We start from the raw sequence: 15,072 nt of genomic DNA on the forward strand, positions 1-15,072 counted from the left end.
CCCGTCGTACGCCGGTCAGGACGCGGTCGGCAGGGCGCCCTGGGCGGTACCGGGCAGGGCGCCCTGGGCCCCGGCCGCGGCCCCCAGGCTGTCGTACTGCTCGGCGGTGTGCCGGAGCATGGTCAGCAGCTGGGCGGCGGTGACGCTCCGCTCCCCGGTCCGCGCCCGGCGGGGCAGCGGCAGCGCCCCCTGGTCGGCCCAGACCAGCCGCCCGTCGGCGTCGATCGCGCTGCGGGTGGCGGCCCGGTTGTCGCGGTGCAGGCAGAACGGGACGTCCAGGAGGCCCCGGCGGAACGCTTGCAGCAGCGCGCTGCCCACGTCGTCGGAGAGCTCGAGGACCGCCTCGATCAGCGCGGTCGCCTCGGCCAGCACCTCGCTGTGGTCCGTCTGGTGCGCCCAGGGCAGATCGTGGGCGGTGCGCGCCCGGGCGGCGGCCTCGGAGGCGCGGCGCAGCGAGCGGATGTTCTCCGGCACCGTGGGAATCCGGTGGGCCTCGGCGGGAGTCTTCACGATCAGGCGCTCCACCCCGGCCCGCGCGGCCAGTTCGGCGCTGCGGTCCGTCAGCAGCTCGGCGCCGGCCCGGGTGGCGGGGAAGACACCCATGTACGTGTAGAGGACCAGGTGGCGGTCGACACGTTCGGGCAGATAGGTGTCGGCCAGCCGGCGCAGCGCGGCGAGCGCCTCCAGGTCCTGCACCGGGTGGGTCTGCTGCGCGTAGCTGAGGGAGACGCTGCGGATGCCCTGCTGGACGAAGAACAGGGACTCCAGCAGGCTGACGGCGATGAGCAGCGAGGGCGGGCACAACTGCCCCAGCAGACAGCCGCCGAAGGTCTCCAGGTGGGCCCGGCGGCCGAGCGCCGCGCATTCGTCCGCCAGCTGCTGGGTCGCCTCCCGCCAGTGCGCCACCGACTCGGCCAGTGGGGTGCGCCCGTAGGGCAGGCAGTACGAGACCGGGCCGCCCTCGCTGGCGGAGAGCCCGGCGCGGACCAGGGTGCGGAAGATGGCGCCGGGACTGGCCGAGCCGTGCCGGACCTGGACGGGCCGGTCGCCCGCCGCGCCGGCGAGGGCGGCGGTCAGCTCCGGGCCGTGCACGGTGATGGGGTATCCGTTGAGAAGGCCCTGGCGGGCGAGGGCGGCTCGGGCGCCGGCCTCGTCGCCGACACGGGTGTAACTGTCGATGGTGAGGGTGGCGACGGTCCGGGCCCGGGTGCCCGCCACCGCGCGCAGCCCGGCGGCCATCGCCCCCGGGTCGGACATGCCCATGCGGGGCTGGACGATCAGGGCGCTGTCGGCGTACCGGCGGACGTACTCGCCGAGGTCCTGGGAACCGGGAGCGGGGGCCGGGGTGGGTGCGGTTGTGCCGCCGCTGAGGACGACCGGTGTGTTCATCGGGCGGTCCCGGCGGCCAGATCGCGGACGGGAGCGGCGCCGGGCAGGCCGGCGGGCGGGGCGGCGAGGAAGGACCGCAGGGCGGTCTCGGGGGCGCCGTCCACGCAGACGGCGTCGAATCCGGCCTCCGCGAGTTCCCGGACGTACGAGGTGTCGTCGCCGCCCTGGACGCCGAGTTTGCCGCCGATCAGGGCGCGGATCGCGCGGGTCCGTGGGTCGGCGCGCACGGCGCGGATCAGCCGGGCGCCGTCGAGGTGGCCGTGGCCGTTGACCGAGCTGATGACGATCGCGTCCGGCTGCTCGGCGGCCGCCGTCTCGATGAGCAACGCGTCGGGCACGCACGGGCCGAGGTTGATGACCTCGTGGCCGAGTTCCTCCAGCAGGAGCTGGAGGAAGACGAGGTTCCAGGTGTGGGAGTCCGAGGAGACCGTGGACAGCAGGATGCGTCGGCCTGCCTGGGAGAGCTGCGCCCTCATGGTGTGCTGTTCCTCTCGCGGGAGCTGGCAGGGGTCCGTGTCCGGAGGCGGGGGTGCCGGACAGCCCGCTGCCGCCGCCACTCCGGGGGCCGGTGTGGCGGCGGCAGCGGACGGCGGGCCGGGTTCAGATGCAGCAGCCGGTGGTGGCGGCAGGGACGGCGGCGGCAGCGGTGCGGGTCCCGGCGGCCGCGTCGGTACCGACCCGCGCCCCGGCCCCGAGCCCACTGCCGTCGCCGGACGCCGCGCCCGACCCGGTACCGGGCGCGGTGCCCGGCTCGGCGTCGGACGCCGTGCCGGAACCGGCCGTGGGATAGCCGCCCTTCTGCCAGTACTCCAGGCCGCCGATCATCTCCTTGGCGCGCAGTCCGGCCGCGGCCAGCTTGGCGGCCCCGCGGGTGCCCCCGTTGCATCCGGGGCCCCAGCCGTAGGTGATGTAGACCAGGGCGGGGTCGAGCGCGGCGAGCGTCTGCGGGGTCATGTCGTGGTGCGAGAGGTGCACCGCGCCTTCGATGTGTTCGGCGTCGTAGGCGGGCCGTCGGCGTACGTCGAGGACGACGAATCCGGTCAGGCCGGCCGCCAGGTCGGCGTTCACGTCGTACGGGTCGGTCTCGAACCGCAGCCGGCCGACGAAGTGCGCGAGCGCCTCCTCCGGTTCGGCCGCGCGGAATCCGAGGACCCGGTGCTTCTCGTCGGACATCTCGGTCCAGGGGTCCTGGCTCATACCGCGACCACCTCTCCACGGGCTCCGGCGCCTGCCGTGGCCCCTTCACGTGCCCCGCCGAGCTGGTCCACGGCCCATACGACGGTCTCGAGCCCGCGCCGCAGGTTCTCGTCCGTGACGGTCAGTGGGGGCAGGAGCTTCAGGACCTCGTCGGCGCGCCCGCAGGTCTCCACGATCAGCCCCCGGTCGAAGCAGAGCTGGGACACCTTGGCGGCCGACATGTCACCGGTCCGGGAGAAGTCCAGACCCAGCATCAGGCCCAGACCGCGCAGGGCGACCGGGTACCGGGAGGTGAGGGCGGTGGTGAGGAACTCCTCGGCCGCCCGTCCCTTGGCCCGGACCTCCTGGACGAACGCCCCGTCCGTGCCGTCCGCCCAGTAGTGCCGGATCACCGACTCGGCTGCGATGAAGGCGAGTTGGTTGCCGCGGAAGGTCCCGTTGTGCTGGCCCGGCAGCCAGATGTCGTACTCCGGCTTGATCAGGACCACGGACATGGGCAGGCCGTAGCCGCCGATGGCCTTGGAGAGGGTGACGATGTCCGGGACGATGCCCGCCCGCTCGAAGGAGAAGAAGGCGCCGGTACGGCCGCAGCCCGCCTGGATGTCGTCGACGATCAGCAGGATGCCGTGCCGGTCGCAGATCTCCCGCAGCCCCCGGAGGAACTCCACCGGAGCGACGTAGACGCCGCCCTCGCCCTGCACGGTCTCGATCAGCACGGCTGCCGGCTTCTCGAGGCCCGCGGAGGGGTCCTCCAGCAGACGCCGCAGCAGGTCGAGGGAGTCGAACTCGCCGAGAGGGGAGTCCGGGTAGGGCAGGTGGACGGTGTTCGGCAGGGTCGCGTAGAGGCCCTGCTTGTAGTGCGCGGAACCGGTCGCCGCGAGCGCGCCGGTGCTCACACCGTGGAAGCCGCCGCTGAAGGCCACCACCGGCCCGCGGCCGGTGACCAGCCGGGCCAGTTTGAGGGCCGCCTCGACCGCGTTCGTGCCGGAGGGGCTGGAGAACTGGATCCGGTAGTCGAGGCCGCGGGGGGCGAGGATGTGCCGGCCGAAGGCGTCGAGGAAGCCGGCCTTGGCCGTGGTGACGAGGTCGAGGCCGTGGGTGAGGCCGTCGTTGCTCAGGTAGTCGATGAGCCTCTGCTTGACCGGCTCCGGGTTGTGTCCGTAGTTGAGGGTGCCGGCGCCGGCGAGGAAGTCGAGGTACTCGGTGCCGTCCTCGGAACGCAGCAGCTCGTTCTTGGCCGTGGTGAAGACACCCGGGAACGCCCGCGAGTAGGACCGGACGCCGGACTCGTGCATCTCCACCGTCAGGCCGGCCGTCATGCCGGCCGTCATGCCGGCTGTCATGCCGGCTGTCGTCACGGCCGTGGTGTCGGCCGTCGTGCCGACTGTCGTTGCCGTCATTGCTGTTACCGCCTTACCGCCTGGGGTTCCAGGGCTCGTGACAGAGGTCAGTGGGGGACGACGACGGCGGGTTCGGCCCCGATGTCGTCCCGGTAGCGCATGCCGCGGAAGGAGACGTGGGCGAGCTGCCGGTAGGCGCCTCGCCTCGCCTCGTCCGCCGTCGTGCCGCGGCCCACCACGTGCAGCACCCGGCCGCCCGAGGTGACGGGCGTGCCCGTGGCGTCGCGGCGCAGGTTGGCGTAGAAGACGTCGGCCTCGGCGGGGTCTATCCCGGCCAGGCCGTGGACCTCCTGGCCGGTCTCGTACGCGCCGAACGGCCAGCCCGGCAGCGCCTGCGGGTCGCTCGGGTCCAGGCAGCCCTGGGTGAGCGCGACCGAGCAGCGGGCGAGGCCGTCGGAGGTGAGCTCCTCCAGGTGCAGCCGGCGCTCCAGCACGGCTTCGCACAGGGCGGTGAAGGAGCTCTGCACGCTGGGCAGGACCACCTCGGCCTCGGAGTCGCCGAACCGGGCGTTGATCTCGATGACCCGCAGCCCGGTGTCGGTGATCATGGTGCCGAGGTAGACGAACCCGGTGAAGTCCAGGCCGTCGGCGGCGATGCCCCGCATCAGGGGCTCCAGGAGGACCGTGCGGATCTCCTGCCGCAGCGCCTCGTCGTCGGCGGGGTGGGGCGCGATGGAGCCCATGCCGTCGCAGTTGCCGCCGGCGTCCTGCTCCAGGGTGCGCTTGAAGTCCATCGCGGTCGGGAAGAGCAGGGCGCTCTCCCCGTCGAGCAGCGCGAACACCGACAGCTCCTGGCCGGTCAGCCGCTGCTCGACGACGACCTTGAACTGCTCGCCGTACGTCCGGGCGAAGGCGTCCACCGCGTCCGTCGCCTCGGCCGCGGTGTCGCAGACCACCGCGCCGTCCCCGTCGGGGGTCAGCACGTCGATCTTGACCACGCAGGCGTAGGAGAGCGAGCGGATGTACTCCTTGGCGGCCTCCGGGTCGGTGAAGGACTGGTACGCGGCCGTCGGGATGCCGTGGTCCAGGCAGAAGCGCTTGCCGCGCTCCTTGCTGGACTCCAGCTCCGCGGCCTCGGCGGTCGGGCCGATGACCCGGTGCCCGAAGGCGCGCAGGATCTCGACGTAACCGCGCGACAGCGCGTCGATGTTGGAGATGAAGACGAAGTCGACCGGGTGCTCGGCCAGGAACTCCAGCGTCGGCCGGGGGTTGGTGAGCGTCACCGTGCCGACCGGGATGATCCGGTCGTGCTCGATGACGTCGCAGCCGGGGCCGTAGTAGACGACGACGTCGGGGTCGGTACGGGTGAACAGCTCGCAGACCGCGTGGCCACGGCCCGTGCCGTCCACCACCAGGACGCGGTGCTTCCGCGGGGCGCGCTCTTCCGCGCGCTCCTCCATGTGCTTCATCGTCCGTCACCCGCGCGCTCGGGGGTCAGCAGCCGGTCGAGCGGCTGGCCGACCATGCCGGCCTCGTGCAGGTGGTCCACCAGCGAGCCCCACACGTCGCTGTAGCGGTCGGAGCCCTCGGCGATGTCGTGGCTGCGGACATAGGCGGAGTTCGCCCAGTCGCAGTTGGGGTGGATGTGGTGCAGGTCGTGCTGCACGGTGTCGCCGACGAGGACGAACATCCGGTACGAGGAGTGCACGACGAGGATCCGGAACCACCAGGTGGTCCAGGCCGCGGCACGCTTGGCCGCGCCGCGGACCTCGGGGCCGGGCACCGCCTCGCCGCACATGCGGCCGAAGGTCAGGTGGTCCCGCTCCTTCTTGGTGAGCTTCTCCGCGTTGGAGAAGATCCACCACCGGTGCTCGGTGTGCGTGTAGAGGAACGTCGCGGCCTGGAAGCACACGGACAGCGGCAGGATCCACAGCACGAGGTACTCCATCCACCACCCGGTCAGCGCCACGAAGGCGATGGTCGCGGCGAGCCACACCAGCGACATGACCAGGCGGTATCGGGGTATCGGACCGCTGAAGTTGGACACGATCCGGCCGGAGGAGAAGCCCCAGTGGTGCTTGGGGGAGACCAGCGTCCACCACAGGTAGCGCCGGTACTCGGCGCGTGACATGCCCGGTCGCATGCCGGTGCTCAGGAGGTACCGGGTGTCGGCGTCCTTCATCGAGCAGGGGAACTGGTGGTGGAGCAGGTGCTCGCGCCGGTTCTCGTCGTACGGGCTGCGCCAGAAGACGGTGGTGATGATCTCGCCGACCACCCGGTTGACCGTGTGGGACTTGGCGAACATCCGGTGCAGCGTCTGGTGGACGATCACGACGTCCAGGCGGCGCATACCGCCGGTGGTCAGCAGCGTGGCCAGTACCAGCAGGGGAACGGACCAGCCGGTGAAGGGGTGCAGGGCCCACGCGCCCAGGGCGATGCCGCCGGCCATCTGGACCAGGCCCAGCACCCCCGCCTTGTTGGGGCTCCAGCTGATGAGCTGTCTGCCCCCTTCGAGCGGGGTTCCGGTCACCCAGGTGAGGTAGGGCTGGAAGATCGCCGGGAGACTCCTCATCGTCTCGCGGGGTGTGGTCGTCTGAGGCTCTGTCTGCGTCGTCATGTTCTCGGTCTCCCTTCTCGCCGCGGTCACTTCTGGGTGACGGGGTCGGCCCCGGCGCCGCCGAAGAGGATGTCGTTGGTCTCGTGGGTGCGGGGCGTGGTGAGGTCGTCGGCCGAGACCCAGGTCATGTTCACGATCGTGCGGCGGGCCTCGCCGCGGATCGGGTGCACGCGGTGCATCGTGGTGTCCGTCTTGACGATGTACGCGTCACCCGCGTTCATGTGGTACGAGTGCACCTGGCTCTTCAGCAGCGCCCCGTACACATCGGGGTTCTCCTTGTCCCAGGACGTGTGCGGCACGCCCTGGATGAAGCCGCCGTCGCGGTATTCGGGGGCCTCCAGGACGAGGATGAAGCCGTAGGTGTAGTCGTCCCAGTGCCAGCCGTGGGTGTCGCCGGACCGGTCGAGCCGGCTGATCACGTAGTGCTCGCCGGCGTAGGGGCAGGTGAACACCTCCTCGCCGACGATCCCGGACATGAAGTCCTTGGTGTGGGGCGAGAAGTAGAAGTTGTGGATCAGCGGCCCGTGCTCCTTGATGACCGGCTGGCCCACGGTCCGCATGTGACGCGGGGTGCCGTCGGTGATCTCCAGGACGAGGTCGCGCTGCACACCGTGCCCGTCCATGATCCCGAACGCCTCGGCGCGCATGGCCTCGAGCAGCTGGGGGGAGAGGAAGTTGCGGAGCGGCACCAGATGCTGGGTGCGGAACTGCTCGTGAAGCTCCTCGCGGTCGGCGTCGGAGAACTGCCGGCGCAGGTGCGCGTCGAGGAGGGTTCCCAGCGTGTCCGCGGTCACCTGCTCCGCGGTCGCGGACTGATCCGTGGTGAGGGAGGTCATTCCTAACTCCTGATGTCAGTGCGTCGGGTGGGGCGTAAGGGAATGGGAAGTGGGGACGAACATCGGCTGCGGCAGCCAGAGGTCCTCGGTCGACAGGTCGCCGGGGCGGTACTTGCCGAGGGCGCTGATGAGCAGGCGCAGTTCCAGGCGGAGCGCGTCCACGAGGCGGACCAGGCCCTCCTCGGGGTCCGTGTCCGCGGCCAGCAGGGCCGCCCGGCCCAGGCCCACGGCGCTGGCGCCCAGCGCCAGGCACTTGGCGGCCCGGCCGCCCTCCCAGATGCGCCCGGAGGCGAGGAGGCCGCGGCCACGGGCCGGGATCCGCGACAGGCACTCGCCCAGCGGCAGACCCACCTGGTCGAAGAAGGCCGACGGCGCCCAGCCGGACCCGCCCTCCGCTCCGTCGACGGTGACCGCGTCCGCGCCCGCCTCCCAGGCGATCTCGGCGGCCGCCGCCACGTCCCGGCCGGGCGGCAGCTTCACCCACACGCGGGCGCGCGGGTAGTTGTTGCGCATCAGCCGGATCTGCTGGCGCAGGATCTCCTCGGTGAAGGTGCCGGGCGTGCCGTACCGCAGTACGGCATCGGCCCCCGGCCCGTAGACGTCCTCGGTCCGGTACTGGTCGGCCAGCCGGGCGGCGGCCTCCCGGTCGAGGACGGTGAGTCCGCCGAGGCCGGGCTTGGCGCCCTGGCCGACCTTCAGCTCGAAGGCCAGCCGGCCCTCCGCGAGGAGGCGGGAGGCCGCCGGGTCGCTGTAGACGAGGTTCCACACCTCGGCGTCGGCGTCCTGGGTGGACTGCTGGACGACCACCCCGCCGTTCGAGCCGCCCGCCTCGTGGTAGGCGGCGATGCGGGACAGCAGCGAGCCGCGCACGGTGTCGCCGTCCAGCCGCCCGTATCCGCCGACCGGCACCACGTTCTCGCCGATGACCATCGGGATGCCGAGCCGGCCGGCCTGCCGGCTGACCGCGACCCCGAGGTCGGAGGCGGCCACCTGAGTGGAGCCGAAGGCGCTCACGTACACCGGGAGCGGGGCCCGGAAGCCGCCGAACTCGCACTCCAGTTCCACATGCTGGGGCAGCGGTTCCTCGCCGAGTTCCAGCATCCGCTCCATCCGGTGCGGGACGAAGACCGGCGGCACCAGCCGCAGGGCGTCGAGCTGGTCCTCCGCGGCGGGCGGGGCGCCCAGGCCGGCGCCCGCGCCGAACAGCACGCTGCCGTAGCCCGCGCGGTCCGGGAACACCCCCGCCGCGCCGGTGCGGGCGCGGGCCCGGATCAGGTCCTCGGGACAGCCGGGCGCGGACAGGCCGGTCACGGCGAGACCACCCCGGGCAGTTTCGGGAAGGCGGTGGCCTGCCAGACGGCGTCCAGACCGGCGATGTAGCGCGTCAGGCGCTCCAGGCCGATACCGAAGCCGGCGCTGGCGGGCAGCCCCTCGCGGGCGAGGTCGAGGTACCACTTGTACTTCGACGGGTTCTCGCCGGTCTCGCGGATCCGGGTGAGCAGCTGCGTGTAGTCGGACTCGCGCTCGCTGCCGCTGATGACCTCGCCGAACCCCTCGGGGAGCACCAGGTCGAAGTTGCGGAGCAGGCCGGGCCGCTCGGGGTCCTCCCGGTCGTAGAAGCCGCGCGAGCCCTTGGGGTAGTCGAGGACGAAGAATCCCCGCTCCGCCTTCCGGGAGAGCAGTTCCTCGCCGACCCAGTCGAGTTCGGCGTGGTCGTCCTGGGGGTGGCCGAGCCCGTGCAGCGCGGCGGCCGCCTCGTCGTGGCCGATCCGGTCGAAGGCGCCCTCGGCGGTCCGGCGCAGCGCGTCGGTGTCCCGGCCAAGCAGCTCGAGTTCGGCGGGCAGGTGCTCCAGTACGGCCGCGGCCGCGCCGGAGACGATCTTCTCGGCGACCGCCATGGCCTGGTCGCGGTCGGCTCCGGCGATCTCGACGTCGATCTGGTGGAACTCCACCAGGTGGCGGTGGGTGGTGGCGGTCTCCAGCGGCTCCAGGCGCACGTTCGGCGCCACGTTGAAGATCTTGTCGAAGGTGAGCAGGGATGCCTGCTTGTAGAGGATGCCGCTGGTCATCAGCTTCCAGCGGTGGCCGTAGAAGTCGATGTCGACCTGCTTGGCGCCGCGGGCGCCGGGGTCGGTGACCGGGCCGATGACGGGAGGCAGCAGCTCGGCGAAGCCGTCGCCGGTGAGCAGCTCGCGGGTCGACGCGAGGATGCGCTGCTGGATGCGCAGCACGGCTCGGGTGGCGTCCGAGGTGAGGTGTTCCCTCGTGGAGGACGGGCGCAGGTGCACGTCCTGGCCGGGTGCGGTCAGGGCAGTGGTCACGCGGATTCCTTGTCTTCCTGCGAGCGGTAGGTGATCGGCTGGTAGTCGGCCAGCGCGTAGAAGTCGCGGTAGAGGACGTCGTAGTCCTGGTTCCAGATCAGGAAGGTGCCGCCGGCGGTGAACAGGGAGTCGGTCGGCGCGAGCTCCTCGCCCTCCCGGACCTTCCAGGTGATCTCGAAGGGGCTCTCGACCTCGGGCTCGTTGAGCTTCTCGACGTACCCGGCCCGCTTGGGGATCACGGCGTCGAAGCAGAACTCCGGCGGGTGCGGGTAGGGGCGGCTGACGATCCCGGACTCGGCCTGGAGGGTCATGTTGACGATCGCCGCCGCGTAGTTGCGCTGCATCGCGGCGAGCCCGGCCAGGCCCTTGAACCGGGCGCCGACCTCCAGGAAGACCATCTCGTCGCGCGGGGTGAGGAAGAGCTCCAGGTGGGTGGAGCCGTCCAGCCGGCCGAGGGCGTTCAGGGCCTTCTCGGCGAAGGCGACCATGCGGGGGACCCTGGGGTCGTCGTCGCGCAGGTTGATGTCGGCGTTGACCCGGCCCTGGACCACCTCGAGCGTGTTGACCAGGTACTCGGTCACGCCGGCGAAGACGGTCTCGCCGCCCTCGGTCACCAGGTTGACGCTGTACATGGTGCCGGTGACGAACTCCTCGACCTCGTACTCGCCCTCGAAGGAGTCGGGCAGCGCGTTGAAGTCGGCGAGCGAGTCGATCTGGCGGACGCCCTCACTGCCAGCCGAGTCGACCGGCTTGAGGACGAACGGCAGCCCGACCTCGGCCACGATCCAGGTGAAGTAGCCCGACCGGTCCCGCCCGTACCGCTCGTGGTCGAAGCGGCGGAAGCGCGGGAAGCGCACCCCGGTGCCGACCAGCCGGTCCTTCATCACGCACTTGTCGCGGTACGGGAGCATGTCCTGCGGAAGCGGGCCGCCGAGGCCGAACTCGGCCCGCAGCTCGGCCGCGAACATCATGAACAGCTCGTCGTAGCAGTGCAGGGTGACGGTGCCGGATCCGGCCGCCCCGGTGATCTCCTTCAGCGCCCGGCGGGCGGCGTCGGGCTCGACGGCGGAGTTGAGCAGCGGGGACGGGTCGTCGTACGCGCAGGGGAGGACGTGCACCTGGTCGAAGTGGGTCTTCACCTTCTCGGGGGTGGCCGCCCACTCGGGCTCGGACACGATCAGGACGAGCCGCTTCGCGGCCGGGTCCTCGATCAGGTCGGGGCGGAACATCGGCATGCCGCGGGCGGACAGGAAAACGGCGGTCTTCACGGTGGTGGCTCCAGGGGTGGTCACGTCAGGTCCCGGCCGATGTACGGGGAGGCGGCGAGCACGTTGTTCTCGTTGTCGCCGAGCGGTTCGCCGTTGACCTTGGTCTCGCGGCGCGCCCGCAGGGCCGCGGTGTGGAGTTCGGCGGCCGTGTCGGCGGTGATGGCGAACATGCCGATGCCGTCGAGCTGGTCGGCGCGCCCGGAGAGTTCGTCACCGGGCTTGCGGGGGCGGCGGTGACAGAAGGTCGGTTCGGGGAACTCGACGGACTCGAAGCGGGTCAGTCCGGGCGGCGGCAGCAGGATCATCTCGGAGCCGTAGCGGACGGTGTTCCCGATGAAGCCGAAGTCGACCTCCTCGCCCATGCCGAGGGCGGCCAGGAGCTCGGCGTACTCCAGCCCGTACGCCTCGCCGAACAGCACCATCGAGGCGGTGCCGGCCAGCCGGGGGTTGAAGTCGATCAGCTCGATGGGGCCTTCCTCCGGGACCATCACCTCGATCTGGGTGGCGCCGTTGTGGAAGCCCATCACCCGGTGGATGTCCTTGGCCTTCGCGAAGATCTCGGCGATCCGCGGGTGGTGGTACGGGAACTGGAAGCCCATCTCCACGACCGGGTCCTTGGCCAGGACGTAACGGCCCATCAGGCCGATCGGGTGCACCTCGCCCCGGCAGACCAGGGACTCCACCGACAGCAGCTCTCCCTTGGCCTCCTCCTCCAGGACGAAGCCGCGCGTGTTCTCGATGTACTCGCGCATCAGCGGGTTGGCGATGGAGATGTCGTCGAAGGTGGCGACGGCCGCCTTCAGCTCGTCGAGGTCCTTGACGATGAAGCACAGGGCGCTGCCGGTGCCGTTGGCGGGCTTGAGGACGGCCCGGCCGGCGTAGGGCCAGCGGTCCCAGGTGAGGGCTTCCTCCAGGGTGGACGAGCCGAGGGTGGTCAGGCCGTGCTCGCGCAGCCGGTCACGGACCTGGTTCTTGTCGAGGATGGTGCGCAGGTTCTCGGCGCCGGAGTGGGGCAGGCCGGCCATCTCGCGCAGCATCGCGTCGTACGGCAGGACCGGCTCGAACCCGGCGTAGGTGCCGACCACCTGGTGGCGGTCGTGGACGTCCAGCAGGATCTTCTCGATCTGCAGCGGATCGGCCCAGGAGTCGACCGTGATCAGCTCGTCGACGAAGCCCTCGGGAACCGCGTACGGGCCCTCGGTCTGCAACGGGGTGTTGTTGATCGCGACGATCCGCAGGCCCCGGGCCTTGGCCGCGCGGGCGACCTGGAGCATCGGGTTGAGCATTTCGAGCATGACGAACGTGGGTGTCATGGATCTTCCTCTTCGGTACCGGGCGCTTCAGGCGGAGTACGCGTCCGCGGCGGCGGCGACGGTGAAGGCGATGGACTGGGCGGCGGCCTCGGCGCGCTCCAGGGCGGCCGTACTGGTCGGGCCCACCGCGATGACGTGCCCGAACCGGTCGGTGTTGTCGCCGTGGGCACCGGTCTCGGTGCCGGTCTCGACGTACAGCTGGACGTCGACGACGCCCTCGTGCGCGCGGGCCTGGACGGTGCCGGTGATCTCGTCGACGCGTCCGGCGGTGCTGGGCAGGAAGACGATGGCGGCGCCGCGGTCGGTGCGGCCCGTGAGTTCGGGCCGGCGGCCGAGGTGCATCCCGATCTGCTCGGCGACCATGTCGATGCCGGTGGCCAGGGTGACGAGCCGGGTGATGCGGTCGCCGCCGGGGCGGCAGTTGACCTCGATCAGCTTGGGTCCGGCGGCGGTCACCCGGAGTTCGATGTGGGCCGAGCCGAAGGTGTACCCGATCGCCGCGAGCGCGGCGGCGGCGACCTCCTCGCAGGCCGCCCGGACGTCCGGGTCCAGCGGGGCCGGGACGGCGTGCCCGGTCTCCACGAAGGCCGGCGGCGGCGACAGCAGCTTGCGGGTGACGGACAGCACCGAGGTGACGCCCTCGTAGGTGAGGGTCTCGACGCTGTACTCCGGCCCGTCGAGGTACTCCTCGATCAGGACGGCGGGCGTGCGCGGCCGGCCCCGGTAGCCGATCTGGGAGCGTTCCTCCAGCAGGTGCCGTACGTGCGCGCGGGCCTCGGCGGTGCTCGCGCACAGCTTGACCCCGATGCTGAGGAGCTCGTCGACCGGCTTGACGATGCACGGCACGGGGATGTCGGCGTCGTCGAGGGTGTCGGTGCGCTCCACCCGGCGGAACGCCGGGATCGGCACCCCGGTGGCCTGGCAGAGCGTGCGGGTACGGGACTTGTCGCGGGCCGCGGCGACGGCGTCGGGTTCGGAGCCGGCCAGGCCGAGCCGCTGCGCGGCCGCGGCGGTCACGGCGACGTGCCATTCGCTCATCGTCAGGACCGCGTCGACCGGGTGGTCACGGCCCACCTCGCGGATGGCGGCCAGGACGGCCTCGACGTCGTCGGTGTCGCAACGCGCCACCCGGTCGATCAGGGCGGTGTCGAGGGTCTCGCCGACCCCGCCGACGTAGTAGGACAGGTCGCAGGTCAGGAAGGAGACCCGGTGCCCCATGCGCTTGGCGGCGGCGAGCGCCTCGAATCCCGAGCCGCTCATGTTGCTCTCGACGAAGACCAGATGGGAGCTCACGGGCGCGGCTCCGGGACGGTCTCGACGGTGATGAGGGCGGCCAGCCGGTCGGCGGTCGCGGCGGCGGCCGCGGTGTCGGTTCCGGTGACGATCACCTGTCCGCTGCGGTCGAAGTTGTCGACGACCTCGACCACCCGGTCGCCGGGCCGCACGAAGAAGTCCAGCTCGATGAGGTCGGGGTCCTCGAGGACCTTTTCGGCGCCCTGGAATCCGGTGACCACACCGGGCTCACCGCGGAAGAAGGTGGTGGCCGCGGCGCGGGTGGCGACGGGGCGCTCGGGAAGGACCGGCAGCATTCCGAAGGGCGCGGCGCAGGCGTACTGCTCGAGGTCGATCCCGTACGCGTTGATCACCAGGTCGGGGATGCGCTCGCCGGGGAGGCGGTCGTGGGACTCGATGACCCGCGGGCCCTTCGAGGTGATCTTGATCTCGGTGTGGGCGACGCCGTCGCGCAGGCCCATGGCGGTGTGGAAGGAGCGGACGTAGTCGGCGACTTCGGCGTCCATCTCGGGGGTGAGGCGGGCCGGCAGGGCGTGCGCCGACTCGACCACGCCGATCGTGTACTTCTCGGTGATGGCGACGATGGAGTGCATGCCGTCGAAGGAGAAGGACTCCACGCTGTACTCCGGGCCGTCCAGGTACTCCTCGGCCAGGTAGCGGCCGACGGGGAAGAACTGGCCGAGGACGAGGTCGTCGCGCTCGCGCAGACCGACCGCCTCCGCCCACACCGCCTCGACGTCCTCGGCCCGCTCGATGACGACGACGCCGCGGCTGGCGGTGTTGTCGATGGGCTTGAGCACGATGGGGTAGCCGTGCCGCCGGCCGAACTCCTCGATGTCGGCGGCGCTGGAGATCTCGGCGGCCGCCGCGCTCGGGACGCCCTGCTCCGCCAGGTGGCGCCGCATGAGCAGCTTGTCCTTGTAGAGGGTGGACACGGCTTCCGGGGTGCCGCCCAGGCCGAACCGGTCGTTGATGCGGCCGACGGTCTCCATCGCCTGCTCGCCCAGCGACATCACCGCGGTGAACCGGTAGACGGAGTGGATGGCGTCGACGATCGGGCGCGTGAGCTCCCAGTCGGTGTAGTCGACCATGAACAGCGCGTCGGACGCCTCGACATGGCCGGGCATCATGCGGTCGCGGTGCTGCAGGAAGACGACACGCAGGCCGAGCGCCTTGGCCTTGACCAGTGTCTCGGGACGTCCACCGACGATCAGAATGGTTTCCACTGCACTCAACTCTCTCGCTACGGGGCATACAGGGGCATACGGGGCGCGCGGGGGCGTGCGGGCGCGGCCAACGGGCGTCTGGGCAGCCGAAGGCGTGACGCGACGCAAGGTCGCGGAGGGGGTGGGGGTGGGGGTGGGGGATGGCCGACGGGGGCGGTCGGTGGGGACGGTCGGTGGGTGACCGCGAGTCGGCGGCACGGCTGAACCGCGGCGCGCGGGAGGGGGGCGCGTCCGGGCGTCCGGCGGAATGCCCTGTCCGGTGGCCGCTGGGG

13 protein-coding genes are annotated in these 15,072 nt (G+C 71.6%); all 13 read right to left on the reverse strand.

Annotation, left to right across the window (positions count from 1 at the left end; all coding sequences use genetic code 11):
- Window positions 1-15: 15 nt before the first annotated feature.
- Window positions 16-1,389, reverse strand: a complete 1,374-nt coding sequence (locus tag ACZ4VW_RS22900; RefSeq protein WP_467965225.1) for a methylaspartate mutase — start codon at window positions 1,387-1,389, stop codon at window positions 16-18.
- The gene (locus ACZ4VW_RS22905; protein WP_467965227.1) at window positions 1,386-1,865 is read right to left on the reverse strand and encodes a cobalamin B12-binding domain-containing protein; all 480 of its coding nucleotides are present in this window, start codon (window positions 1,863-1,865) and stop codon (window positions 1,386-1,388) included. Before ACZ4VW_RS22905 ends, ACZ4VW_RS22900 begins: the two co-directional genes overlap by 4 nt.
- A gap of 124 nt (window positions 1,866-1,989) precedes the next feature.
- Window positions 1,990-2,586, reverse strand: coding sequence for a rhodanese-like domain-containing protein (locus ACZ4VW_RS22910; protein WP_467965229.1), 597 nt, complete (start codon window positions 2,584-2,586; stop codon window positions 1,990-1,992).
- Window positions 2,583-3,917 carry a diaminobutyrate--2-oxoglutarate transaminase gene (locus tag ACZ4VW_RS22915; RefSeq protein ID WP_467965327.1) on the reverse strand — a complete coding sequence of 445 codons (1,335 nt, stop codon included), beginning with the start codon at window positions 3,915-3,917 and terminating at the stop codon, window positions 2,583-2,585. Before ACZ4VW_RS22915 ends, ACZ4VW_RS22910 begins: the two co-directional genes overlap by 4 nt.
- Before the next feature lie 116 nt (window positions 3,918-4,033).
- Window positions 4,034-5,386, reverse strand: coding sequence for a phosphoribosylamine--glycine ligase (purD, locus tag ACZ4VW_RS22920; protein ID WP_467965231.1), 1,353 nt, complete (start codon window positions 5,384-5,386; stop codon window positions 4,034-4,036).
- A 5-nt stretch (window positions 5,387-5,391) separates the two neighbouring features.
- Window positions 5,392-6,543, reverse strand: coding sequence for a fatty acid desaturase (locus ACZ4VW_RS22925; RefSeq protein ID WP_467965233.1), 1,152 nt, complete (start codon window positions 6,541-6,543; stop codon window positions 5,392-5,394).
- Window positions 6,544-6,569: 26 nt separating this feature from the next.
- Window positions 6,570-7,379: a HalD/BesD family halogenase gene (locus ACZ4VW_RS22930; protein WP_467965235.1), complete on the reverse strand. Its 810-nt coding sequence runs from the start codon at window positions 7,377-7,379 to the stop codon at window positions 6,570-6,572.
- A 15-nt stretch (window positions 7,380-7,394) separates the two neighbouring features.
- Window positions 7,395-8,690, reverse strand: coding sequence for a glutamate synthase-related protein (locus ACZ4VW_RS22935; RefSeq protein WP_467965237.1), 1,296 nt, complete (start codon window positions 8,688-8,690; stop codon window positions 7,395-7,397).
- Window positions 8,687-9,700, reverse strand: a complete 1,014-nt coding sequence (locus ACZ4VW_RS22940; RefSeq protein WP_467965239.1) for an asparagine synthetase A — start codon at window positions 9,698-9,700, stop codon at window positions 8,687-8,689. The genes ACZ4VW_RS22935 and ACZ4VW_RS22940 overlap by 4 nt, the downstream gene beginning before the upstream one ends.
- Window positions 9,697-10,968, reverse strand: a complete 1,272-nt coding sequence (locus tag ACZ4VW_RS22945; RefSeq protein WP_467965241.1) for an ATP-grasp domain-containing protein — start codon at window positions 10,966-10,968, stop codon at window positions 9,697-9,699. Before ACZ4VW_RS22945 ends, ACZ4VW_RS22940 begins: the two co-directional genes overlap by 4 nt.
- 20 nt (window positions 10,969-10,988) lie before the next feature.
- Window positions 10,989-12,281 carry an ATP-grasp domain-containing protein gene (locus ACZ4VW_RS22950; RefSeq protein ID WP_467965243.1) on the reverse strand — a complete coding sequence of 431 codons (1,293 nt, stop codon included), beginning with the start codon at window positions 12,279-12,281 and terminating at the stop codon, window positions 10,989-10,991.
- Between the two features lie 27 nt (window positions 12,282-12,308).
- Window positions 12,309-13,574: an ATP-grasp domain-containing protein gene (locus tag ACZ4VW_RS22955; RefSeq protein WP_467965245.1), complete on the reverse strand. Its 1,266-nt coding sequence runs from the start codon at window positions 13,572-13,574 to the stop codon at window positions 12,309-12,311.
- Window positions 13,571-14,800: an ATP-grasp domain-containing protein gene (locus ACZ4VW_RS22960; RefSeq protein WP_467965247.1), complete on the reverse strand. Its 1,230-nt coding sequence runs from the start codon at window positions 14,798-14,800 to the stop codon at window positions 13,571-13,573. The genes ACZ4VW_RS22955 and ACZ4VW_RS22960 overlap by 4 nt, the downstream gene beginning before the upstream one ends.
- Between the last annotated feature and the right edge of the window lie 272 nt (window positions 14,801-15,072).

This window comes from Streptomyces sp. NPDC029139 (genome assembly GCF_055564335.1).